Here is a 24,237-nt window from a genome sequence, read left to right on the forward strand (position 1 = left end):
CTGCCATAATACGGGTGTGAAGCTTGCCAGACCGCCGCTGGTGCAATTTTGGAAACAAGGCACTGGAGGAACGTCCGGACTGCACAGGACAGCGTAGGAGGTAACACCTCTCCACCGTGAGGTGAGGATTAGAGCAACAGAGACGAGCCGATTCAGTTCGGGTGAAACGGGCAATCTCTACGCGCAGCAATACCAAGTAGGCCAGCGTTGATGTGGTTCCGCAGAGCTGGCGGGTAGGTAGCATTGAGCCGGGTGGGCGACCCCCGGCCCAGATTAATGGCGGTCACACCGGGCAACCGCAAGGAAGCCCGGTGCACAAAATCCGGCTTATCGGCGGGCTTCACACTTTTATCCCGAACCCTTCCTTCCGGCTGCGCCCGATGCAGTTTCAGATTTATTTGGCGGCGGCACCAGGAGCAGGCGGGGCACCGAAATATTTTGTGTAAATCTGGGCGTAAGTGCCATCGGCCTTGACGGCCACCAAACCCTTGTTGATTTTTTCCAGCAACTCGGCATTGCCTTTTTTGACTGCCAAACCGTATTGTTCGGTGGCAAAGCTGGCGTCGCTGATGGTTTTGAACTTCAAATCGCTGTTGTTGTTGACGTAGTGCACCACGACCCCGTTATCGGCCACCACCGCGTCCACACCGCCGCCTTCGAGTTCTTTTAATGCCAGAGGTGTTGATTCAAAACGTTTGATGTTGCCACTGTCCTTGCCCTGCAGCTTGGTGATAACTTCGTCACCCGTGGTGCCGTTTTGTACGCCTACCTTGAGTTTTTTCAGGTCCGCGAATTTCGCGATTTTCGAATCTTTCATCACCGCTATCAGCTGCTGCGCATCAAAGTAGGGCGTTGAGAAGTCCATCGTCTGCCTGCGTTCGGGCGTGATCGTGATGGCCGATATCAAGAGGTCCCGATCGCCCTGATTCAAGGAATTGAAAATACCCTCCCAAGGCGTATTCAAAAACTTCACTTCAATGCCGGCCTTTTGCGCGACGGCCTTCGCCACGTCAATGTCGAACCCGACGATTTCAGCCTTTTCATTTTGGGATTCAAAAGGCGCGTACGCGGCGTCGGTGCCGACCACATACACCTTGGCTGCAGGCGCTGGTGCGGAGGCGGCAGTGGCGGGGGCACTGGCGGCTGGAGCAGGTGGTTCCTGTTTGCCACAGGCGACCAGAACAAGGCCTGCCAGCAGGGTGCCGGCAGTTTGGATGAAGTGTCGTGTCGTGATGGACGGCATGAGAAACCTTGAGGAGTTGGAGAAAATGCGTTGAAGGATTCTGGCCCATGCGGACCAGGACGGCCGACGATGTAATTACGTGAGCGAAAAGTATAAGCCTCGCCAAGCCGCGGGTTTACCCCGTTTCCGCTCAGTCAACCTCTTCTGACGCCTGAATGCGGTCTACATGAGCCTGTAGGGAACGCAGCGCGATGGGCCACAGCCGCGGGTCAGTGTCGTCATAGACGAGCGCCAGCCAGTCGTTCATCGTCCCGTCGGGTTGGGCTTTCATGGCGGCTACCACTTTGGCTTCACGCTTGAGGCGGTGCGCCTTCAGTTGTGAGATAGCTTGCTTGGCAGCGCCCAACACATGGCCGTGGGCGGGCAGGATGAACTCGACCTGGTGGTCGTCGCAGGCGCGACTGAGCTCGTCGAGCGAGGCGAGGTAGGCCGTCATCTCCCCGTCAGGCGGATTAACCACCGTGGTGCTTCCGTTCAAAATGTGATCGCCTGAAAACAGCAGACCGTCTTCAAGCAGTACGACGCACAAGTGATTGGCCGCGTGGCCGGGGGTAAAAATAACCTTCAAGGTGTGCTGCATCCCCTGACCGGTCAGCACAAGCAGCTCCTGATTGAAGAGCGCCCGATCCGGTGTGAACTGCGCATCAGCGCGCGCGGTGGCGGCAGACGCCAGCCCCAAAATCGGTGGCGAGACAGCGCACAATGCCTGCAAGGGCTTGGCAGCCGGTGAGTGGTCGGGGTGGGAATGGGTGCATACGATGGATTGAATGCGGCCACCCGTCGCCGCAAACAGGCGCTGAATATGCCCCGCGTCGTCGGGACCCGGATCAATCACGATGTACCCGCTGGTCGCATCACCCACGATATAGCTGTTGGTACCCGGCCCGGTCATCATGCCCGGGTTGGGCGCGGTCAAACGACTGACGTGTTTGAGAAGTGGTACCGGCCGGGTGGTTTGCCAGTCCAGCGAATGCAGGATTTGTCCATCGGGGCAGGTCAGCGCCAGTTCTCCGAACGGCGCTTCATGTTCCATATAGCGCGCTTGCTGGCCGTTCAGCAGGCCGGCGCGGGGACAGGAGCTCCACAGCGGCTGCTCCGACGCACAGGCCTGCAACACGGCCTCCACATGGGGGTAATGCTGTAACCGTTCCAGTGTGCGCTGGGTCGGGAAAATGATGAAAAAGCCACCCACCTGGTGCCGTGCCAGCGCGTTAGCCGGACGCACCCACACCGGATCGAACTGTTCGGCTTCGTCCGCCACCGGGCTTTGGCCTTCCGGCATGCGGGCCACCAAAAAAGGGACGTCGAAGCGGCGTGGCATATCGCGATCAGTCACCCAATGAGCCAGAACGAACACCTCGGCCGCCGCGAGCGTGAGGCCGCGCGCTTTGCACTGGGCGGCAAAAGGGGCCTTGCGGTCCAACGCGGCGATATCCGCCGTGGTGGCGTAACCGCCGTGGCCATGGTGCGCGAGCAGTACGCCGAGTTCTTCAAAGCTTTCACGAATGGCGGCGATCGCCTGGGTGAGGTGCAGGTCGCTCTGACCGGCCCGGCGTGTAGAGTGGTCGTGCGCCGCGGCGTCTGCCGTATCGATACCGCCACCGGGGAACACATACGCCCCCGGAACAAAACTTGCCGTCATGGAGCGCCGCGTCATCAGCACTTCAATGCCGCCTGGGGTGTCGCGCAGCAGCAGCACCGTGGCGGCGGGTCGAAGCGGCGCAGGTTCGCGCTGGGGATGAAGATGTTGGGAAAGTCTGACCATAGGGAATTATGGCTTTAAGGATTCCGAGAAGTCCTCTCGTCAACCCTGCCTCCGCGGAGAAAGTTAAATGCTATTAACTTTATAGCGACTTGTTCTTGTCTCTCTGGGTTGATAGCGCTGATCAATTTATAGAAATTCGCTGCCAATCGCCCTGACCGGCAGTTTGTCGCAACACCGATAATCTCTTGATGCGAATTCGATTTACCAAAATGCAAGGTGCGGGCAACGACTTTGTGATGCTTGATGAAACCCGGGGCTCGCTGGGTCTGACGACGGCGCAGTACCGTTTTTTGGCCGACCGGCATTTTGGCGTGGGGGCTGACCAAATTCTTTCTGTGCTGCCGTCACCGGCGGCGGGCATCGACTTCGAGTACGTGATCCACAACGCCGACGGCGGAGAAGTCGAGCAGTGCGGCAATGGGGCGCGCTGCTTTGTGCGGTTTGTGCGTGAGCAGGGGCTAACGGCAAAAGAGGCGGTGAAGGTCAAAACCCTGAGCGGCGTCATCGAGCCGCGCATGCAGGCCGATGGGCGTGTGACGGTCAATATGGGTGCGCCGGTTTTTGAACTGGCGCGCATACCCTTTGAGGCGCAGGGGCTGAGCCCCCAAGTTGAAGGTTCATGGCAAAAATGGCCTTTGGTGCTCGATGGCCAGCCGCAAGCGACGCCTCTTTTCATGGCGGTTTTGTCGATGGGAAACCCACACGCCGTGCAACTCGTGGAAGATGTGGATCGCGCGCCGGTACTGCAGACGGGTCCGTTGATTGAACATCATGAGCGCTTTCCCCGGCGTGTGAACGCGGGATTCATGCAAGTCGTTTCGCGCCGCCAGATCCGCCTGCGGGTCTACGAACGGGGCACTGGGGAAACGCTGGCCTGCGGCACGGGTGCCTGTGCGGCAGCTGTCGCCGGAATACGCTGGGGTTTGCTTGACACGCGGGTCGAGGTATCGACGCGCGGTGGTTTGCTCACGATCGAATGGTCGGGTCAGCTTGAGGCCCCGGTGCTGATGACCGGCCCGGCCACGACGGTGTTTACGTCGGAGATCGAGGTGCCCGACGTATTTTGAGCCGTGGCGCGCCAAAAAACGCGGTCGCGGCGAAGCCGCCGTTCTTGGCCTTTAGGGGGGCCTTTGCGCGACCCCCAAAACTGGCGACAATGCCGACATGACTCCAACAGAAAATCCCATCACCGAAGATGACATCGCCAGCTTTTTGGTCAATACGCCCGACTTTTTCGAGCGCCACGCCGACATACTGGCCTCGGTTCAGCTTTCCAGTGGCCACGGCAATCGCGCTGTCAGCCTGCAGGAGCGTCAGGCCGGTTTGCTGCGCGAAAAGATCAAGGGATTGGAAACCAGAGTGGTCGACATGATCCGGCACGGGCAAGACAATGTGGCAATCGCCGACAAGATGCAGCACTGGACCCGGAACCTGCTTCAGACGGCGCGGGCGCGCGACTTGCCCGGCACTATTCTTGAAGGGATCACTTCCGAGTTCCAGGTTCCACAAGCCGCCCTCAAGGTTTGGGGGGTGAATGGGATTTTCTCGGACGAAGCTTTTGCGGCGGGCGTCAGCGGTGATGTGCAGACCTTTGCGGCCTCGTTGAGCACGCCTTACTGCGGCCCCAATTCCGGCTTTGAAGCCGCCAACTGGCTGCCCGACCCCGCGGCAGCGCTGTCGGTGGCCCTGATTCCCCTGAGAACTTCGCCAGAGGCGCCGGTGCGGGGCTTGCTGGTACTGGCTTCGCCGGATTCCGAGCGCTTCCATAGCGGCATGGGCACTGATTTCCTGGAACGCCTGGGTGAACTGGCGGGCGCAGCGTTGTCGCGCCTGCGGGCCCAAAGCCAGACGCCGATCACTGCCCCTAGCCAATAACGGTCATCCTGAAGCAGGTATCGCCTGTTGTGTCTGAATTCCCTGAGACCGCTCCGGCTTCGCACCCTCTGGTGGTGCGCTACCTGGAGCATGTCCGCGTTGAAAAACGCCTGGCCCAACGCACGCTAGAGCTCTACACGCTGGATTTGCAGAAGCTGCAGGCTAACGCACGCGATGCCGGCGTGGCGCTGACCGAGGTACAGAACGTTCACCTGCGGCGCTGGGTCGCGAAGATGCATGGGGCCGGACGCAGTGGCCGCGGGATCGCCCTCATCTTGTCGGGATGGCGCGGCTTTTACACCTGGCTGGGCCGCGAAGGCCTGGTGACCGGCAATCCCGTGCAGGGTGTGCGGGCGCCCAAAGCGGCGAAGTCCCTGCCCAAGGCCCTGAGCGTGGACGAGGCGGTTCAATTGGCCAGCTATCAGGCCGAAGGCGCTGAAAGTGATCCATTCCTGGAGGCTAGAGACCACTGCATCACGGAGCTGCTGTACGGTTGCGGGCTGCGCATTGCCGAGCTGGTGGGGCTGGATGTGCGGGCCAGCGGACAGGCGCGCGGCTGGGTAGACCTGGACGCTGCAGAGGCCCACGTGCTCGGCAAGGGTTCAAAGCGGCGCAGTGTGCCGGTCGGCCGTCAGGCCCTGCAATCATTGCGGATATGGCTTGCGGCGCGCAGCAGCTGGGTGCGGGACGGTGTGCGAGGCCCAGGGCAAGACGACGGGGTGGCGCTCTTTACCAGTCAGCGCGGCACGCGACTTACGCCGCAGCACATTCGTGTGCGACTGAAACAGCGTTCGCTGAAAGCGGGGCTGGCGACACCGGTCCACCCGCATATGTTGCGTCATTCGTTTGCCAGTCATGTACTGCAGTCCAGTGGCGATTTGCGTGCGGTGCAAGAGCTGCTGGGCCACGCCAACATCACGACCACACAGGTATACACACGGCTTGATTTTCAGCACCTGGCCAAGGTCTATGACGCAGCCCATCCGCGGGCTCTGTCGGCCCGCGCCGGGTTGATGCGTGGCGGGTTGCCTCGAACAGTCGACGCCGAGGACTTGGACCACAAGAAAACTAAAAACTGAGCGGGCGCCGCGGCGGAATTCAGTCGCGGGGTTGAATGTGTGACTGGCACCAAGGAGGTTGCGACGGCGATGCTTCATCCAGCATGAACACCGTGCGCCTGCTGTTCGCTGGCGCGGCGGCAAGCCGTTCTTCGAGCCGTGCCAGCAGCTCCTGGCCGGTCGAGCCCTGAAAGGGAATAAGGGCATACGCCACGTGCACTTTCGCCATGCAGTCCACCGGCAGGCCTTTGTAAGGCATGAGACAGCGGGCAACAATACGTGGTCCGAGTGTGGCAGCATCTTCGGCGCTAAAGGGGCCCTCCACCAGCATGCCAAAGCGCTGCTCCGACAGGCGGGCGGCGCTGTCGATTTCGCGCGCGGTCGATAGCAACCGTCCGGCCACGCGCAGCGGCAGTTCGTTGGCCGCCTTGCGACCGAAGTCACGTTGAATCTGCTCCGAGTTGATCAGGTCGATGAGCACCACGGCACTCTGGTGATCCAGTCGTCCGGAGCGCGCAATCATGCGGAACAAACGCGTGGCAAACACATGGCCATTGATCAGGCCGGTAGCGGGGTCTACGCGGTCCAAGCCGTGAAGGCGGCGCGTGTTCTCGTGCCGCTGCTGACTGCGCAGCATCAGCACCGCCAGCACGATCGGCAGCTGCAGGGCGAGGCCCAATTGCATGCCGTACAGAGCGAAAAAGCCTGCTGGTATCCGCTCGGCATAGCGCGCCAACGTCCAACTGCTGCTGACGATAACGGGCAGGTAAGACAGTATCAACCACGGCGCAAAGCGGTCACCGCGCTCCCAGGCCGCCACCAAGACCAGCAGACCGCTAAGTTCCAGCAGCACGATGAGTGCAAGAATCATGTCCACACGAGATGCAGCGGGCAGCAGCGCGGTCAGCGAGATCGCCACCACCATGCTCAAGGATGCCTGGCCGACAATGAGCCAGTGCAGCCGGGGCGACCGCTCGTGCAGCGACACGGCGGACGAAGTGAACAGCAGCGTTGCAGATGCCGCAAGCGTACCCAGCAGGGCGGTGGAAACGCCGTTCCACCAAGGCCAGTTGGGCCATAGATGAAGCCCGCCAATGCCAGTGACGGCGGCTTGCGTCAAACCCATCAGCACCGCGCAAAGGGCGTAAAGCCCGTAAGCCGGGTCTCGCAACCAGACGATGCCGATTACGCAAAACAGAACGGCAAGACCCGTCAGCCCAAAGAAAATGCCCAGCATCAGCGAGACGCGCTGTTCCGAATAGATCAGGTGGCCCTCGCTAATGAACTGCAACGGGGCGCTGAACGCGTGGCCGTTTTCAAGGCGCACCAGATAGTGTGTAGGTTGTGCCGCTGACAACGCCATGGGAAACAAGGGATGAAGGTGTGGCACTGGCCATTTGTTCACGGCCACTTGGTCGCCAGCCAACTGCTCCTTCCATCCGCCGGCACTGTCACGCGTGTACAGCGACGCCCGATCAATGGAAGGGGGATAGAGCACTTCGAGGTACCAACGTTCGGCGTCCTGTGCGGGCGGGACATCAAACCGAACCCACATCGAGACCCCGCTCGTTACCGGGTAAACAGCGTCGGTCCGCATGGGTTTCCATGGAATTGCAGCCGTGCTGGCGACTTGTTCCGGGGTGAACTGACCGGTCCTGTCGATCCAGTAATCTCCGCGGTCCTGCAAGGCGACCGGCTGGGTGCGCCGGTTCAGCGCTGGCACAGTCCCTGCGGCCGCATCCACGCTGCACAAGGCAAGCAAGCCGCCGCACAGCAGGTTTATGGTCACGCTTAAGAGCAGGGCGCGCCCGACCAGGTGGAGCATGCCGCCCGCAAAGCCCTTAAATGGCGTGCAATTCCATAATCGTGACAAAGAGTACCTAAAAATCAAGAATTGTGGATTGTCGCAAAATTTTCTAGAAATTTGCTTACTTCCCTTTTTTTAGCAGGCGTCGGGTGGCGCGGGCTCTCCGGCCAAGCGCTGCTGGGCATCGGTCGTGGTCAACCCACGACAATAGCGCCATGAAAACAATTCGACTGAAGGATGGCAAAGAACGCTCCCTGCTGCGCCGTCATCCCTGGATTTTTGATGGGGCCATTGCCGCTGGCGGTGGGGATGCTGGCGAAACCGTGCGGGTGGAAAGCCACGCTGGCCAGTTTTTGGGCTGGGCTGCATTCAGTCCCAACTCCAAAATACGGGCCAGGGTCTGGAGCTTTGACGAGCAGCAGCGTATTGATGCTTCTTTTTTTGAAGCGCGTATCGCACAGGCCATCAAGGCCAGAGACCTGTTCGACATCAATAGCGACGGCTTGCGCCTGATCCACGGTGAATCTGATGGATTACCGGGTCTCGTGGTGGACCGCTACGCAGACACGTTGGTGGCACAGTTTTCGAGCTGTGGCGCAGAACGCTGGAAAAACGTACTGGTCGAAGCGCTGCTTGCGCAAACCGGATTGACGCGCCTGTACGAACGCTCCGACACCAGTGTGCGCTCGCTTGAAGGCTTGCCGGAAGCGACTGGCTGGCTCGCAGGCTCGGGAGACACCGGCATCACCATCACGGAGCACGACTGGAAACTGAGCCTGGATGTCGCGGAAGGCCACAAGACCGGCTTTTATCTGGATCAGCGTGATAGCCGCCAAAAGTTTGCCGCCTATACGCGCCGTCTGCAGTTTGAGCGGGTGCTCAATTGCTACTGCTACACCGGCGGCTTTACCGTGGCTGCGCTGTCAGGCGGTGCGCGACACGTCACCTCGATCGACTCGTCTGGTCCAGCCATCGCACGCGCCAAGGTCAATGTAGCGATAAACGGCTATGACGCCAGTCGCACCAGCCTGCTCGATGCCGATGTCAACGCCTCGCTGCGCCGGTATCAGAAGGAAGGCCAAACCTTCGACGCCATCGTGTTGGATCCGCCCAAATTCGCGCCCACTATCAAGCACGCCGAGCGTGCAGCCCGCGCCTATAAAGACATTAATCGGCTGGCGTTGGCCATTCTGGAGCCGGGGGGGGTGCTGTTCACCTACTCGTGTTCCGGCGGCATCAGCGCCGATCTGTTTCACAAGATCGTGGCGTCGGCAGGTACCGACGCCGGGGTGGACGCCTTTATTTCCGAACGTCTGGGCGGCGCGCCCGATCACCCGATGACCGTGGCATTTCCAGAAGGTGAATACCTCAAGGGACTGGTGCTCGTCAAAAGACCGGCGGGCTAGCCATTTACGAGATGACGCGGATCGGTCACCCCCAGTGGTCGACCCTCTAAAGGGGGCTTGAACGGGCCGCTAAACTCCCCACTTAGATTTTCCTGGTTTTTCCGGCGCATTTTTGATAGACCTCCGTTTTTTAGGCAAACACCATGAGCTTGATTCCCGTCACCATCCTCACCGGCTTTCTCGGCTCAGGGAAAACCACGTTGTTAAAGCGCATCCTGACCGAAGCTCACGGCCAGAAGATCGCCATCATTGAAAACGAGTTTGGCGAGGAAAATATTGACAACGAAATTCTTGTCAACGACACCCAGGAAAACATCATTCAGATGAACAACGGCTGCATTTGTTGCACGATCCGCGAGGATCTGCGCGAAACGCTGCAGTTGCTGGCTGCCAAGAAACGCAAGGGGTTGCTCGACTTCGAACGCGTGGTGATTGAAACCACCGGCCTGGCTGACCCCGGACCGGTGGCGCAGACCTTTTTTATGGATGAAGAAATTGCGGAGCAGTATTTACTGGACTCCATCCTGACCCTGGTGGACGCCAAGCATGCGGCGACTCAACTCAATGACCGGCAAGAGGCGCGCCGCCAAATCGGTTTTGCCGATCAGATATTTATCAGCAAGACCGACCTGGTCGCCGAGGACGAGGTGAAGGCGCTGATGCACCGCTTAAAGCAGATGAACCCCCGTGCTCCCCAGAAGGCGGTGCATTTCGGTGAAGTCGCCATTGCGGATGTGTTCGATCTGCGCGGCTTCAACCTCAACGCGAAGCTCGACATTGACCCGGATTTTTTGACCGACGATGGCCATGATCACGCGCATGCAGAGGGCGAACATTGCGACCACCCCTCCCATGCCGAAGAGGCTGGCCACGGTCATCACCATCACCATGACGACGATGTCAAAAGCTTTGTGTTTCGGTCCGACAAGCCGCTCAGTCCGGCCAAGCTTGAAGACTTTCTGGGTGCGATTGTGAATATTTATGGACCACGCATGTTGCGCTACAAGGGTGTGTTGAATATGCAGGGGACTGACCGGAAGGTGATTTTTCAGGGTGTTCATCAGCTTATGGGCAGCGATCTCGGTCCGCCCTGGGCCGAAGGGGAGAAGAAAAATAGCAAGATGGTCTTCATCGGCATTGATCTGCCCCAGGATATTTTTATGCAGGGTCTGGAGCAGTGCCTGGTTTGAGGTAGGCTGTCCGCCACTAACCTATTAAAGGTGGAAGGGTGCTATGGATGTCTCGATTTTCCAACGGTTTTTGGTCAGGTTGGCGCAGTTCGCTTTTGAACCGCTACAATCGCGCGCCGACCAAAATACCCGGAAAGCCGAAGCGGGAGACCGGCCGAGCGAGGAAAACATGAAAAAAGTAAAGCGCCGTAAGACGGTGATTTTTGAATTTTTCCAAGCTGGCAGGCGGCAGACAAACCAGAAAATCTGGCATCAGGTAGGGCTTCGCTGCTCAACGGCAGCTTGGCCAGGAATCGGTCCGAGGGCAATCCCGAGACTGCTTCCCAGAGGAGACTTATTGTGAAAGCCCAAGCGATTAAGACCAAAACGCCACCCAAGGCTACGGCTAAACCAGCCGTGAAATCCGAAGCTGCGGCCAAGACCGCAGTCTTGGCCGTGAAAAAAGCAATCAGTCCGGTTGCCAAAAAATCGATTGCAACAAAACCTGTCAAGACGGCCGTTAAGGCTGTGCGCCAGAAAAAGCCGGATCTGGCCACCACCAAGAAAGTCATCGTCAAACCCGTGCCAAAACTATTGCCGAAACCTGCCGCAAAAGCGCCTCCCAAATCGTCTGCCAAAGTGGAGAAAGCCCTCCTGAAGACGGGCAGTGCGAAAGCGGCATCCCCCGCATCGACCTCTGCACCCGTCAAGGCTCCGGTAATCATGGCGCCGCCGCCGCTGAAACCCGGGCGAAGAAGCTCAACCCGAATCGCCGTTCCCTCACCCCCGCCCGCACCGATGGTGCCAACCCATGCGCCTGACGCAGCCAAAGCCAGTTACTCCATAATGATCGAACGTTTGATCGCGCCGCCCGTCCATGCAGCTGCCAAAAAAGACCCCAAGCTCGCCAACAACTGGAAGAGCAAGTCCGCTGACCAGCTGACCGACGAGGAGGTCAAGGCGATGCCCGATTCCGAGTACATGAACGAAAAGCAGATGGCCTTCTTTCGCCACAAGTTGTCGGTGTTGAAGCAGGACATCCACAATAGTGCGGGTGCAACCACCGAACATCTGCGGGAAGACGCCGCCATAGTGCCCGATCCGGCAGACCGTGCCACCATTGAGGAAGAGCACGCACTTGAATTACGCACCCGTGACCGGGAACGCAAGCTGCTGAAAAAGATCGAGCAGTCAATTTCCCGCATTGATTCGGGTGACTATGGCTATTGTGACGAAACCGGCGAGCCGATTGGGGTAGGCCGCTTGATTGCACGGCCTACCGCCAATTTGTCCTTGGAAGCACAGCAGCGCCGCGAACTCAAACAGAAAATGTTTGGCGATTGACAGATGGATTCTTGGCTTAACGCTGTTTGATCGCTCCGACATGTCCAAAGAAGATACCGTGTCAGGCTTGTTATCCAAAATGGTCAAGTTTGTCCGTAATCCAGGGACGAACTGGTCGGATCTGGATTCTGTACAGACAGACAAGGACGATTCGGTAAGCAAACAGCTGCTCAAAGAGATGATTGAGCGCAAGCGTCGCAATGACTTTGTGCGTAAGCGCGAGTTCGACATGCTGCGCAAGATGCGCAAGCGCGAGGCGATGTCGGGAGTGAACCAAGATCCCGCTGGCAGGCCTTCGTTCTTTCAAAGCAGCTTGCCCTCCAAGCCCGATGACCGGGCGACAACCCTCAAGAAGATCGACGAGATCGAAGCCCTGATGTCCATGCAGTGGTGGAAAACCAAGGACAACAATGTATCGGACGACTTGACCTCGACACCCGTGAAGCCTGCGGGCCGGGGTTCTGTGGCTCAGGCGCCGCTACTGGACAACGCTTTGTCTTCAGACTTCGGTCCTACAGAATCGGCAGAGATCCAATCTTCAAGCCGGCAGGCAGCGGCGCCCAGGCGTCCGCCGGAGCAAATGACGACCCAGGCTGACGCCTTGTTCATGTCGTCTGCCACCGGCGGCTTGTCAGGCACTGATGAGGGTTACGACAGCACCGCTCCGGGTTTATTGCCTTCTCAGCTTCCGACGATGCAGGTAGGCGAAAGTGTGGCGCACGATGCGGAGCTTGAAGAGGCCGCCATTCGTTTTGCCAACGGCGACGATGCCGGCGCTGAGGTCGCTTTACTTGAGATTTTGAGGCCCGGAGGCGCCCGCGAAGGGCACGCTGCAACCTGGTTGATGCTTTTTGACTTATACCGCGCTACTGGCAGGCAAGACAAATTCGAACTGGCAGCGATTCAGTTCGTCGAGCGCTTCGATCGCTCCGCACCGCAATGGTTTTCCATGCCAGATGGGGTGAATATGCTCAGCGAACCGGTGGACAAGATCGCCGCTGGGTTCAATGCCGACTGGGTCTGTCCATCGGTACTCGGCATTCAGACAGTCGCCGCTCTCAAGGCGGCAATGGCCAGAGCGGCTATGCCTTGGCGTCTGGATTGGAATAACCTCAAAACTATTGAAGAGGCTGCTGTTGAACCTTTGTACAAGGTATTCAGTGCCTGGTCGAGAGAGCCTGTCCAGCTGGGGTTCATGGGGGATGCGCAACTGCAAAAGGTGCTTCAGGACACAAGCCCTTCAGGCAACCGCGACACGCCTCAAAGCTGGTGGCAACTACGCATGGAAGCGTTACGTGCAATGAATCGGCCTGACGATTTTGAACTGGTTGCGCTCGATTTCTGTGTGACCTATGAGGTGTCTCCCCCTGCCTGGGTCAACGCGCGTTGCAGGTACCAACCGCTTGACGCCCAAGGCGACATCCTGGTGGAGCAGACCATCACATCCGATCTTCACCGTGACTCTACCTATGGAGTCGACACCAGCGTGGGACCAGACACGGACTTTGATACTCGGCGTTTCCAGATGAGTAAACTGCCAGTAGTGGAGTTGGCCGGGCAAATCCAGGGCGATGTGATGGCGGTGCTGGATAAGCTGGAGACCAAGCTTATGGGCGCAGATGTGATGTTGATTTCCTGCACCAAGCTGATGCGCGTTGATTTTTCTGCCGCAGGCACTTTGTTGAATTGGGTGTCGGCCCGCGAGGCTGAAAAGCGCCTAGTCCAGTTCTCGGACGTCAATCGCCTAGTCGCTTCTTTCTTTCATGTAATGGGAATTACGGAGCACGCCCGCATCGTTATTCGGGTCGATTGAAGTCCGCTAGTCAAGTCCGCCATTTTGTTGCCGGGAGTGGCATCCTTCGGGCCGCGAGAGCCGATGCGGCGCAGGTTCCGCACTTATTGAGGTATCCCCTCAAGCGCTGTGCTGTTACCCGGTGTGCGGCATCGTGCGCTGCTGCGGATCTGCAGACCCGCCTGAAATCTTCAATCCACCCGAAAAATAGCGGCAGCTCCCAGCAAAAGGCGTGAGCTTAATGCGCTACTTCCATTACCTCTTCTAAGTACTTAATTTAGAACGATTTTTAAGTAAAACGCAGCCTTCGAGCATGCTTCTAAGTCTTTGATTCCATTGAAATAATTTGTTTCGACCCTCTTGTTTACCCAAAACTTCCTGATAAAGTGGAAGAGAGTGCAATTTAGTGGTAAAAATTGGTTTTGGAAGGGTTTTAACGGTGTTTCAAGGCGCATCATCTTTAGCTCTCGATACCAAGGGTCGGCTTTCTGTGCCAACCCGGTACCGTGACGTGCTGAATGTGACCTCCGCCAGCCAGCTCACGATCACCAAACACCCACACGGCTGTTTGATGATTTTTCCGCGCAGTGAATGGGAAAATTTTCGGGGCCGTATCGCTTCCCTGCCCATGCAGGCGCAATGGTGGAAGCGAATTTTTCTCGGCAATGCCATGGATGTGACTATGGACGCGACCGGTCGCGTGTTGGTCTCGCCTGAACTGCGCGTCGCAGCCGGTATTACCAAAGATACGGTACTGCTGGGGATGGGGGGACATTTTGAGCTTTGGGACGCCGCTACCTATGCGGCGCAAGAGGCCGAACAGATGAAGGGCGAAATGCCTGATGTCTTTAAAGATTTTTCATTTTGAAAGAAGACGGTGCAAGAAACACGGACTCATCGCACCGTCTTGTTGAATGAAGCCATTGCAGCGCTTCATGTCAACCCGGACGGCCACTATATCGATGCGACTTTTGGACGTGGCGGACATTCGCGCCTGCTGCTGTCGCAGTTATCGGCGCTCGGGCGGCTGACGGCTTTCGACAAGGACCTGGAGGCCGTTGCGGAAGCGCAAACCATTGTGGACGCTCGCTTCTCGATCCGCCATGAGGGCTTCATGCATTTGGGGGAAATGCCTGCGTCGAGTGCATCCGGCGTGCTGATGGATCTGGGCGTCAGCTCGCCCCAGATTGATAACCCGGCGCGTGGGTTTTCTTTTCGTTCAGACGGTCCTCTCGACATGCGCATGGATACCACGCGCGGTCAGAGTGTGGCCGACTGGTTGACAGATGCCTCTATAGAAACCATGGCGGAGGTGATTCGTGAATATGGCGAAGAACGGTTTGCTCAGCAGATTGCAAAGGCGATTGATCATCGCCGACAGGAACGGGGCCCTCTTCGAACCACCGCTGAACTGGCCGAAGTCGTGGCTGGCGCGGTCAAAACCCGCGAGCCGGGCAAGGACCCTGCAACGCGCACATTTCAGGCTCTTCGGATTTTCATCAACGCCGAACTTGAAGAGTTGCAACAGGCGCTAGAGGCGTCACTGAAAGTCCTTCAGCCGGGAGGGCGGCTGGTGGTGATCAGTTTTCACTCGCTTGAGGATCGTATCGTCAAGCAATTCATAGCGGGTCATTCGCGCGAGGTGTTTGATCGCCGCGCCCCGTTTGCAGCGCCCAAAGCCATGACCCTTACTGCGCTCGGCCGCATCAAGCCGAGCGAGAAGGAAGTTGCTGGCAATCCGCGTTCGCGCAGCGCCGTGATGCGGACGGCTGAGCGTACCGAGGTGGCGGCATGACTGCCTTGACGCTGCCGTTCCGAAGCGCTGCAGCACTTCTTGTGGTAACCGTGGTGTGCGGCAAATGGGTCGCCTGAGCGTGCTTCTTTTGATGGCCGTAGTGGCCAGCGCGCTGTATTTGGTGCGCACCCAGTACGAGTCACGTCGCCTCTATGTCGAGCTTGAAAAGACCGCAGCCCAAAGCCGGAAAATAGAAACGGACAATGAGCGTCTGCAGGTAGAAAAGCGCACCCAAGCGACCCCTCTGCGAGTCGAAAAGCTGGCCAGGGACCGCCTGCAGATGCGCACGGTTACCCCCGCCATCACCCAATATGTGACCTACAAGGATGCGGCGATGGCAGACGCGGGGGCGCAGCATGAGTAGGAGCGTTCGCTACACGTCCAGCCCTTTGCTGGCCAGCAAGACACCGGTCTGGCGCAGCAAATTTATCGTGGCGGGCTTCGTGCTGGCGTTTACAGCGCTGGCGGGCCGGGCAGCCTATATTCAGATTTTCGCAAATGACTTTTTTCAACGGCAAGGCGAAGTGCGCTTCGCCCGCACGTTGGAGCTGCCGGCCAACCGCGGCCGCATCCTGGACCGGAATGGTCTGATACTGGCGTCCAGTGTGCCGGTGCCCAGCATCTGGGCTATTCCCGAAGACGTTGAAGCGAGCGAGGTCCAACTCGCAGAACTGGCCAAGTTGCTGGAAATGCCGCTGGCTGATCTGAACAAAAAGCTGGGTAATGACGACAAGACCTTTGTCTGGCTAAAGCGCCAGGTGGACGAGCCGGTAGGCCAGAAAATAAATGCCCTGGGCATTAAAGGTGTTTACCAGCGCAAGGAGTACAAGCGCCAGTATCCCGAGGGGGAAACAGTTGCTCACGTCGTCGGATTTACCAATCTGGAAGACCACGGACAAGAAGGCGTCGAGCTGACTTTCAATAAAGACCTGGCCGGTCGCGCCGGCTCACGCAGAGTGATTAAAGACCGTCTTGGGCGTGTGGTGGAGGACCTGCGTGAACAAGTCCCGCCGGTGGATGGCAAAGATTTGCAACTGAGTATTGACAGCAAGATTCAGTTTGTCGCGTATCAGAAGTTGCGGGATGCGGTGATCCTCAACAAGGCGCATGCCGGCAGCATCGTGGTGCTCGATGTGAACACGGGGGAAGTGCTGGCGATGGCCAATTATCCCAGCTACACCCCGGACAAGCGCCAAAACATGAGCGGCGCCCAGTTGCGCAACCGCGCTCTGACCGACACGTTCGAGCCCGGCTCGGTGATGAAACCCTTTACCATTGGCCTCGCCCTGGAGACCGGGCGGGTGACGCCTGATACCGTGATCCAGACCGCGCCAGGGTCCGTCACCATCACCGGCTCAACGATCCACGACTCGCACCCTCATGGCGCGCTCACGGTAGAGCAGGTGATCCAGGTTTCCAGCAACGTCGGAACCACCAAAATCGCCATGCAGATGCAGCCCCGCGAAATGTGGGAAACCTTTTCCGAGGCTGGATTCGGGCAGAAACCGCAAATTGCGTTTCCGGGTGTCGTGTCGGGACGCCTGCGGCCATACAAGACCTGGCGGCCGATAGAACAGGCGACCATGTCTTATGGCTATGGCTTGTCTGCGTCGCTGTTCCAGATGGCTCGCGCTTATACCGTTTTTGGTCATGACGGACAGGTTATTTCTGCCACTTTGCTCAAGTCCAGCGAGCCGGCTATCGGTGTGCAGGTGTTCTCGGTTCGCACCGCGCTGGCGGTCCGGAAGATGCTGCAAATGGCGGCGGGCCCCGGCGGCACCGGGGGCAAAGCCCAGACGCTGGGTTATTCAGTCGGCGGTAAGTCTGGCACGGCTTACAAGCAGATCGGTAAAAGCTATGGCGGCGACAAAGACCGGAAATACCGCGGCTGGTTCGTCGGTATGGCGCCGATCGACAAGCCGCGCGTGATCGTCGCAGTCATGATCGACGAGCCCGGCGCCGGAAAATATTTTGGCGGTGATGTGGCAGCACCTGTCTTTAGCGAAGTGGTGCAACAGACGCTGCGCATGATGGGCGTTCAGCCCGATATGAGTGTCAAACCGCAAATCGTGACGCAAGCTGCGGAGGAGTCGTTGTGATCTCGCTTCTTCAGACGCCCGAACAGGCGGCGCGCTGGTTGCGAGATCGTGTGACCAACGGTTTATCGACGGACAGCCGCACGGTGGGACCTGGCGATGGCTTTATCGCCTGGCCCGGCGCGGCAACCGATGGCCGGCAATACCTCGGTGACGTGCTCGCCGCAGGCGCCCGGGCCTGTTTGATTGAGCGGGAAGGTGCACGGGCATATGGCTTCGAGGGCGAAAAAGTCGCGACTTACGCCGGACTCAAGGCGGCTTCCGGGCCCATCGCCGCTGCATATTTCGAGGCGCCGAGTCAGCATTTGCAGGTCGTCGCGGTGACCGGTACCAACGGGAAAACCTCGACCGCCTGGTGGCTGGCGCAGGCGTTGGGCAAGTTGGGACGCAAGTCCGGGGTGGTGGGCACCTTGGGTATCGGCGAGCCCGGCGCGATGGTCTCCAACGGAATGACCACGCCCGACCCGGTGCTGCTGCAGCAGCAGCTACGGCGTTTTGTTGACGAGGGATTTGTTGCGTGTGTGCTGGAAGCTTCCTCGATAGGGCTGGTGGAGCGGCGCCTGGACGCCACCTCGATACACGTCGCCATCTTTACCAATTTCACGCAGGACCATCTCGACTACCACGCCTCCATGGAGTCTTATTGGGAAGCCAAGGAAATGCTATTTCGCTGGCCTGGATTGCAAACGGCGGTAATCAACCTTGATGATCGCAAAGGCATCGATCTGAACACATCGCTGGCGGGGACCGGTCTGGATGTCTGGACGTTTTCCTGTACCGGGTCTGCGCGCTTGGCAGCGGACAAGATCAATCAGGGTGCGCGCGGTGTGAGCTTTGAGGTGGTTGAAGGCACCGAGCGGCACAGAATTTCAACCAATCTTGTCGGCCAGTACAACGTTTCCAACCTGCTGGGTGTGATGGCGGCCCTGCGGGCTATGAAAATACCGTTGAGAGACGCCGTGGCTGCTTGTCGCGATCTGTTGGCGGTGCCCGGCCGTATGGAAACCATTGCGGAAGAAGGACGACCGCTGGTTGTCATTGACTACGCGCATACGCCCGACGCGCTCGAGAAGGTGCTCGCGGCGCTCCAGCCCGTTGCGATCAGCCGCGGCGGTCAACTCTGGTGTGTCTTTGGTTGCGGAGGCGACCGCGATGCCCTCAAGCGCCCGCTGATGGCTGCGGCAGCGGAAAAGAATGCTGACCAGCTTGTGGTTACCAGTGATAATCCGCGCAGTGAAAATCCCCTCACCATCATCGAGCAGATATTACGGGGACTCAGTGAACCGGATGCCGTAGTTGTGCAGCCGGACCGCGCTGCGGCGATCGTCCACGCAGTGAGCCTCGCGCGGCCTCAGGACGTGGTACTACTGGCAGGAAAAGGCCACGAAAGTTTTCAGGAAACGGGCGGCATAAAACTTCCGTTTTCTGACAGGGCGCACGCGCAGGCCGCTTTGAACGCAACAGGGGCTGGACGCACCGCAGGGGGAAGCGTCGCATGATGACTCTGCAACAAGCTCAGAACTGGTTGCCATCGGCCCGGCTGCTGGGCAATGGCGGCCTGGCGCTCCTCCGGGTCACTACCGATACACGCCGCCTGCAGGCGGGCGATTTGTTCGTTGCGCTCGAGGGCGAGCGCTTCGATGCCCACGACTTTTTATCCCAAGCCAAAGCGCAGGGCGCTGTGGCAGCGATTGCGCAGCACGGTCTGGCCGAAGCGGGTCTGGTCGGTCTGGAAGTTGCAGACTCCCGGCTGGCGCTGGGTCAGCTTGCCGCGGGCTGGCGTTCACAATTCGTGCTGCCCCTCATTGCGGTGACCGGAAGCAACGGAAAAACGACCGTCACGCAAATGATCGCATCGATTCTGCGCGCCTGGAAATCGACCGGCGCCTTTGCCACCGAAGGCAACTTCAATAACGACATTGGCGTGCCCCTGACACTGCTGCGCTTGCGGAATTCGCATGCGGTCGGGGTGATCGAGCTGGGTATGAACCACTCCGGGGAAATAGCTTACCTGGCTGGATTGGCCAAGCCCACCGTGGCGCTGGTCAACAACGCTCAGCGCGAGCACCTTGAATTCATGGGCACTGTTGCAGCGGTCGCCCGGGAAAACGGCTCAGTGATTCAGTCCCTGGACGAAAGTGGCACGGCTGTTTTCCCTGCGGATGATGATTACACGACGGTCTGGCGCGAGTTGGCGGGTCCGCGCAAGGTCTTGACCTTTGCGCTCTCTGGGCCGGCAGACGTGACCGCTGTCGCGGGTTGGAGCGGCGCCCGTTGGCAGGTCGAAGCGCAGACACCTGCAGGCCCGCTTCAGTTTTCCTTGGCCCTCGCCGGTCGGCATAACGTCAAGAACGCACTGGCCGCCACCGCCTGTGCGCTCGCCGCGGGCGTGCCCTTATCTTTTATCGCGACAGGGTTGGCGGCGTTTTCCCCGGTGAAGGGGCGTTCCCGTGCAATCTCCATACCGATCCAAAACCTCCAAGGCCTGCAGGAGCGCGTGCTGACATTGATTGATGACACTTACAACGCCAACCCCGACTCCATGCGTGCCGCCATTGAAGTCTTGGCGGAGCTTCCCGGGCCGCGCCTGTTGGTGATGGGCGACATGGGAGAGGTCGGTGATCAGGGTCCGCAATTCCACGACGAAGCTGGCGACCAGGCCCGTGCGCTGGGGATTGAAACAGTTTTCACGTTGGGCAGCCAGTCTCAAAGAGCGGCCATCGCTTTTGGGCGGGGGCGCCATTTCAAGGATATGGCCGAACTGATCGAGGCGGTTCTGGCGGTCCTGCCGCATTCGGGCAGCGTGCTCGTCAAGGGCTCGCGGTTCATGAAGATGGAGCAAGTGGTTCACGCCATTGCCCAGCACACACAACAACACAAGGACGAGCCCCATGCTGCTTAGTCTGGCCCAATGGCTCCAGTCGATCTCGCCTGACTTCGGATTTTTGCGGGTATTTCAGTACCTGACCTTCCGCGCGGTGATGGCCGCGCTCACCGCCTTGCTCATCGGCTTGCTGGCCGGTCCCTTTGTTATTCGCCGGCTCATCGCCCTGAAGATTGGCCAGCCCATTCGCGAATACGCGATGGAGACGCACTTGAGCAAAAGCGGTACGCCCACCATGGGCGGTGTGCTGATCTTGATGTGCATTGGCATATCGACTCTTTTGTGGTTCGATTTGTCGAATCGCTTTGTCTGGATCGTACTGATCGTCACCTTGGGTTTTGGTGCCATCGGATGGGCAGACGACTGGCGCAAAGTGGTGCTCAAGGACCCAGAAGGGATGCGGTCGCGCGAAAAATACCTGTGGCAATCGCTGATTGGGCTGGTGGCGGCGCTGTACCTGGTATTCAGCATCTCCGAGATCTCCAACATGCGCGTGCTGGAACTGTTTTTCAGCTGGGTGCAGTCGGGCTTCGATGTGAACTTGCCGCCCAAGGCTGGATTACTGGTGCCGTTTGTGAAAGAAGTGAGCTATCCGCTCGGCGTCTTCGGTTTTGTGATCTTGACTTACCTGGTCATTGTGGGCTCCAGCAATGCCGTCAATCTCACGGACGGGCTGGATGGGCTGGCCATCATGCCAGTGGTGATGGTGGGTTCTTCGCTAGGCGTTTTCGCTTACGTGACCGGTAGCGCGGTTTACTCCAAATACCTTCTTTTCCCGCATATTCCCGGTGCCGGTGAACTGCTTGTTTTTTGTTCCGCCATGGCCGGTGCCGGGCTCGCGTTCCTGTGGTTCAACGCCCACCCCGCCCAGGTCTTCATGGGCGACGTCGGTGCGCTGGCTTTGGGGGCTGCACTGGGCACGATCGCCGTCATCGTGCGTCAGGAAATAGTTTTTGCCATCATGGGTGGGATTTTCGTCGTGGAGGCGCTCTCCGTGATGCTGCAGGTGACCTATTTCAAGTACACGAAGAAGCGGTTTGGGGAGGGGCGGCGCATCCTCAAGATGGCCCCGTTGCATCACCATTTCGAAAAGAGCGGCTGGAAAGAAACCCAAGTCGTGGTTCGTTTCTGGATCATCACCATGTTGTTGTGTCTGGTGGGCCTTACAACGCTCAAACTCAGATGAAACAGCTGGCGCAAAAAAATATTCTTGTACTGGGGCTGGGCGCTTCGGGTCTGGCGCTGGCGCGTTGGTGCGCGCGCTGCGGTGCACGGGTCACGGTGGCAGACACACGGGCCGAGCCGCCGCAGCTTTCTAAGCTGCAAGCGAGTGTGCCCACCGCCAGGTTTATCCATGCCGAGATGAACGACGCGTTGCTGACCACGGACGCATTCGATCTGGTGCTGAAAAGCCCAGGCTTGAGCCCCGCTTCGGTGGCCGGTGTCATCGCCGCGGCAATCGCCGGCGGCATCGCGTGTGGTAGCGAGTTAAGTCTGTTCGCGCAGGCGCTGGCCGATTTGAAAGAAGAGCGCGCTTATGCGCCGAAGGTGATTGCAATTACCGGCACCAATGGCAAAACGACGGTCACCTCGCTCACGGCGCTGCTTGTGCAGCGGGCGGGAAAATCAGTCGCGGTAGCCGGCAATATCGGCCCCACGCTTCTCGATACGCTGGGAGAAAAGCTCGACGAAAAACAGGGCGACGAGGCGTTGCCTGCATTACCTGACGTCTGGGTGCTGGAGCTGTCGAGTTTTCAGTTAGACGGCATCGATAACTTTGAGCCCACGGTGGCCGCGCTGCTAAATGTGACGCAAGATCACCTGGACTGGCATGAAACGCTGCCGAAATACGTCGCGGCCAAGAGCCGCGTTTTCGGCCACACCGGCCTCATGCTGCTCAATCGCAACGACCCGTTGGTAATGGCCGCATTGCCGCCGCCCGTCAAGGGCAGGCAGTTGCGCGAGTACGTGACTTTCGGCAGTGATGAACCGCAGCGTCCGGGCGACTACGGAATTGAAACGGTCAATGGCATGGCGTGGCTGGTGCGCGCAGCGGCAGCGGATGAGACCGTCAAGCGTCGAAAAGTTGAAGAGGCCGCGCTGTATATCCAGCGTCTCATGCCGCAGGAGGCTCTTCGCATTCGCGGGCGCCATAACGCCACGAACGCGCTGGCTGCGCTCGCGCTCGCCGTGGCGGTGGATTGCACGCTCGCTCCCATGCTGCATGGCCTGCGCGACTACAAAGGGGAGCCGCATCGGGTGGAGTCGATCGCCGTCGTGAACGACATCGAGTACTTCGACGACAGCAAGGGCACCAATGTGGGCGCCACGGTGGCGGCCCTTGCAGGCCTCGGACCAGAGCGAAAGCTGGTGGTCATTTTGGGTGGTGAAGGCAAGGGCCAAAACTTCTCGCCTCTGGTTGAGGTGGTTTCGCGCTATGCCAGAGCCGTCGTGCTCATAGGGCGCGATGCGCCGCTTATCCGGTCTGCATTGCAATCCAGTGATGTTCCGCTGCTTGACGCGGTCTCCATGCGCGATGCCGTTGCCGTGGCCACGCAGCAGGCCCGCGGTGGCGACGCCGTCCTGATGTCGCCCGCCTGTGCCAGCTTTGACATGTTCGACAACTACGAGCATCGGGCGCAGGTCTTTTGTGACGCGGTTCAAGCGCTTGCGCACAATGAGGGCGTGCTACTGTGACCGCCACGTCGCGTCTCATGAGCTGGTTCTCCGGCGTTGGTAAAGGCGCTTCCGAGGTGTTGCCGGTTCGGCTCGGCGGTCAAAGCCTGTCACGGACACTGGCGACGCCGCCCGCGCGTGTGGCCGGCTCCGACCAGGCGCTGATTTGGATCACCGTCGCTTTGCTGATCTGGGGACTGGTCATGGTCTATTCGGCGTCGATTGCCATGCCTGACAACCCAAAATTTTCACGCTATGCGCACACCCATTTCCTGATGCGCCACATGCTGTCGCTGGCGGTGGCTTTTGTTGCCGCCGTGCTGGTGTTTCAAGTGCCCATGGCGACCTGGGAAAAAGTGGCGCCGTGGCTGTTTGTTGCGTCATTGCTGCTGCTGGTGTTGGTGCTGGTGCCCTTCATCGGCAAGGGTGTCAATGGGGCGCGCCGCTGGATCTCGCTGGGGATCATGAATTTCCAGCCCTCGGAACTGGCGAAATTTGCAGTGCTTTTGTACGCCGCAGATTACATGGTTCGCAAAATGGACGTGAAAGAACACTTCTTCCGCGCCGTACTGCCGATGGCGACCGCGATCGCGGTGGTGGGCGTATTGTTGCTTGCGGAGCCCGATATGGGCGCCTTCATGGTGATCTCGGTCATCGCCATGGGTATTCTCTTTTTGGGTGGCGTCAACGCCCGCATGTTCTTGCTGATTGCATCCGTCGTGGTGGTCGCATTTGGCCTGATGGTGATGCTCAGTGAATGGCGCCGCGAACGTATTTTTGCTTATCTGGATCCCTGGAGCGACAAATACTCCATGGGCAAGGGCTACCAGCTTTCGCACTCCCTGATTGCATTTGGGCGCGGCGAGGTGTTCGGAGTGGGCCTTGGCGGAAGTATTGAAAAACTTAACTGGCTGCCCGAGGCGCATACCGACTTCCTGATGGCCGTGATTGGGGAGGAGTTCGGCTTGCTCGGCGTGGTGGTCGTGATTGGCCTGTTCGTATGGATGACTCGCCGCATCATGCACATAGGTCGGCAAGCCATTGCCCTCGACCGTTTGTTTGCAGGGCTGGTGGCACAGGGCGTGGGAATCTGGATAGGCTTCCAGACTTTCATCAACGTCGGGGTGAATCTCGGCGCATTGCCTACAAAGGGCTTGACCTTGCCCCTGATGAGTTATGGCGGCTCCGCAATTTTGATGAATCTGATTTCACTGGCTGTCGTTCTAAGAATCGACTATGAAAACCGGGTTCTCATGCGCGGGGGGCGTGTATGAAAACGCGCTGTAGTCAACACGGTTTTTGCGGCAGCCGCGCCGGTGCCCGAGCG

The 24,237-nt window shown here is 59.0% G+C and carries 19 protein-coding genes and 1 other RNA gene; 17 read left to right on the forward strand and 3 right to left on the reverse strand.

The window, feature by feature from the left end; genetic code table 11:
• Positions 1-18 precede the first annotated feature (18 nt).
• An RNA gene (rnpB, locus tag HHJ16_RS14665) (RNase P RNA component class A) lies at positions 19-346 on the forward strand.
• A 48-nt stretch (positions 347-394) separates the two neighbouring features.
• Here the strand turns inward: rnpB and HHJ16_RS14670 are convergent.
• Both HHJ16_RS14670 and HHJ16_RS14675 read right to left on the reverse strand, forming a co-directional pair.
• Positions 395-1,243 carry a basic amino acid ABC transporter substrate-binding protein gene (locus HHJ16_RS14670; protein WP_296901760.1) on the reverse strand — a complete coding sequence of 283 codons (849 nt, stop codon included), beginning with the start codon at positions 1,241-1,243 and terminating at the stop codon, positions 395-397.
• 130 nt (positions 1,244-1,373) lie between these two features.
• Positions 1,374-3,008: an MBL fold metallo-hydrolase gene (locus tag HHJ16_RS14675; protein ID WP_296901761.1), complete on the reverse strand. Its 1,635-nt coding sequence runs from the start codon at positions 3,006-3,008 to the stop codon at positions 1,374-1,376.
• Positions 3,009-3,196: 188 nt separating this feature from the next.
• On the opposite strand from HHJ16_RS14675, the gene dapF reads away from it, so the two are divergent.
• From dapF to HHJ16_RS14690, 3 genes are all read left to right on the forward strand, one after another.
• Positions 3,197-4,075, forward strand: coding sequence for a diaminopimelate epimerase (gene dapF / locus HHJ16_RS14680; protein WP_296901763.1), 879 nt, complete (start codon positions 3,197-3,199; stop codon positions 4,073-4,075).
• A 97-nt stretch (positions 4,076-4,172) separates the two neighbouring features.
• On the forward strand, positions 4,173-4,883 hold the full coding sequence (locus HHJ16_RS14685) for a DUF484 family protein (RefSeq protein WP_296901765.1): 711 nt from the start codon (positions 4,173-4,175) through the stop codon (positions 4,881-4,883).
• Positions 4,884-4,912: 29 nt separating this feature from the next.
• Positions 4,913-5,962, forward strand: coding sequence for a tyrosine recombinase XerC (locus tag HHJ16_RS14690; protein ID WP_296901767.1), 1,050 nt, complete (start codon positions 4,913-4,915; stop codon positions 5,960-5,962).
• A 19-nt stretch (positions 5,963-5,981) separates the two neighbouring features.
• On the opposite strand, the gene HHJ16_RS14695 is transcribed toward HHJ16_RS14690, so the two are convergent.
• Positions 5,982-7,766: a 7TM diverse intracellular signaling domain-containing protein gene (locus HHJ16_RS14695; RefSeq protein ID WP_296901768.1), complete on the reverse strand. Its 1,785-nt coding sequence runs from the start codon at positions 7,764-7,766 to the stop codon at positions 5,982-5,984.
• A 197-nt stretch (positions 7,767-7,963) separates the two neighbouring features.
• Between HHJ16_RS14695 and HHJ16_RS14700 the strand changes: the two genes are divergently transcribed.
• The 13 genes from HHJ16_RS14700 (at position 7,964) to ftsW (ending at position 24,184) form a co-directional block, all read left to right on the forward strand.
• Positions 7,964-9,154 carry a class I SAM-dependent methyltransferase gene (locus HHJ16_RS14700; protein ID WP_296901770.1) on the forward strand — a complete coding sequence of 397 codons (1,191 nt, stop codon included), beginning with the start codon at positions 7,964-7,966 and terminating at the stop codon, positions 9,152-9,154.
• 143 nt (positions 9,155-9,297) lie between these two features.
• Positions 9,298-10,344, forward strand: a complete 1,047-nt coding sequence (locus HHJ16_RS14705; protein ID WP_296901772.1) for a GTP-binding protein — start codon at positions 9,298-9,300, stop codon at positions 10,342-10,344.
• A gap of 339 nt (positions 10,345-10,683) precedes the next feature.
• On the forward strand, positions 10,684-11,667 hold the full coding sequence (gene dksA, locus HHJ16_RS14710) for an RNA polymerase-binding protein DksA (protein ID WP_296901774.1): 984 nt from the start codon (positions 10,684-10,686) through the stop codon (positions 11,665-11,667).
• A gap of 40 nt (positions 11,668-11,707) precedes the next feature.
• Positions 11,708-13,480, forward strand: a complete 1,773-nt coding sequence (locus HHJ16_RS14715) for an STAS domain-containing protein (RefSeq protein ID WP_296901775.1) — start codon at positions 11,708-11,710, stop codon at positions 13,478-13,480.
• 418 nt (positions 13,481-13,898) lie between these two features.
• Entirely contained in the window at positions 13,899-14,327 is a 429-nt protein-coding gene (mraZ, locus tag HHJ16_RS14720; RefSeq protein WP_296901865.1) for a division/cell wall cluster transcriptional repressor MraZ, read from the forward strand.
• 9 nt (positions 14,328-14,336) lie between these two features.
• A complete protein-coding gene (gene rsmH, locus HHJ16_RS14725; RefSeq protein ID WP_296901776.1) occupies positions 14,337-15,254 on the forward strand; it encodes a 16S rRNA (cytosine(1402)-N(4))-methyltransferase RsmH in 918 nt (305 codons plus the stop codon).
• 64 nt (positions 15,255-15,318) lie between these two features.
• Positions 15,319-15,618 (forward strand): cell division protein FtsL, encoded by a 300-nt coding sequence (ftsL, locus tag HHJ16_RS14730; RefSeq protein WP_296901777.1) that lies wholly within the window; start codon positions 15,319-15,321, stop codon positions 15,616-15,618.
• Complete coding sequence (locus HHJ16_RS14735) at positions 15,611-17,353, forward strand: penicillin-binding protein 2 (RefSeq protein ID WP_296901778.1); 1,743 nt, start codon at positions 15,611-15,613, stop codon at positions 17,351-17,353. The genes ftsL and HHJ16_RS14735 overlap by 8 nt, the downstream gene beginning before the upstream one ends.
• A complete protein-coding gene (locus tag HHJ16_RS14740; protein ID WP_296901779.1) occupies positions 17,350-18,849 on the forward strand; it encodes a UDP-N-acetylmuramoyl-L-alanyl-D-glutamate--2,6-diaminopimelate ligase in 1,500 nt (499 codons plus the stop codon). The genes HHJ16_RS14735 and HHJ16_RS14740 overlap by 4 nt, the downstream gene beginning before the upstream one ends.
• Positions 18,846-20,252: a UDP-N-acetylmuramoyl-tripeptide--D-alanyl-D-alanine ligase gene (murF, locus tag HHJ16_RS14745; RefSeq protein ID WP_296901781.1), complete on the forward strand. Its 1,407-nt coding sequence runs from the start codon at positions 18,846-18,848 to the stop codon at positions 20,250-20,252. Before HHJ16_RS14740 ends, murF begins: the two co-directional genes overlap by 4 nt.
• Positions 20,242-21,420, forward strand: coding sequence for a phospho-N-acetylmuramoyl-pentapeptide-transferase (gene mraY / locus HHJ16_RS14750; RefSeq protein ID WP_296901783.1), 1,179 nt, complete (start codon positions 20,242-20,244; stop codon positions 21,418-21,420). Before murF ends, mraY begins: the two co-directional genes overlap by 11 nt.
• Positions 21,417-22,931 (forward strand): UDP-N-acetylmuramoyl-L-alanine--D-glutamate ligase, encoded by a 1,515-nt coding sequence (gene murD / locus HHJ16_RS14755; protein WP_296901785.1) that lies wholly within the window; start codon positions 21,417-21,419, stop codon positions 22,929-22,931. Before mraY ends, murD begins: the two co-directional genes overlap by 4 nt.
• A 17-nt stretch (positions 22,932-22,948) precedes the next feature.
• Complete coding sequence (gene ftsW / locus HHJ16_RS14760; RefSeq protein WP_296901866.1) at positions 22,949-24,184, forward strand: putative lipid II flippase FtsW; 1,236 nt, start codon at positions 22,949-22,951, stop codon at positions 24,182-24,184.
• Positions 24,185-24,237 lie beyond the last annotated feature (53 nt).

The organism is Polaromonas sp., assembly GCF_012927485.1.
In the GTDB taxonomy this organism is placed as follows: Bacteria; Pseudomonadota; Gammaproteobacteria; order Burkholderiales; family Burkholderiaceae_C; genus Polaromonas.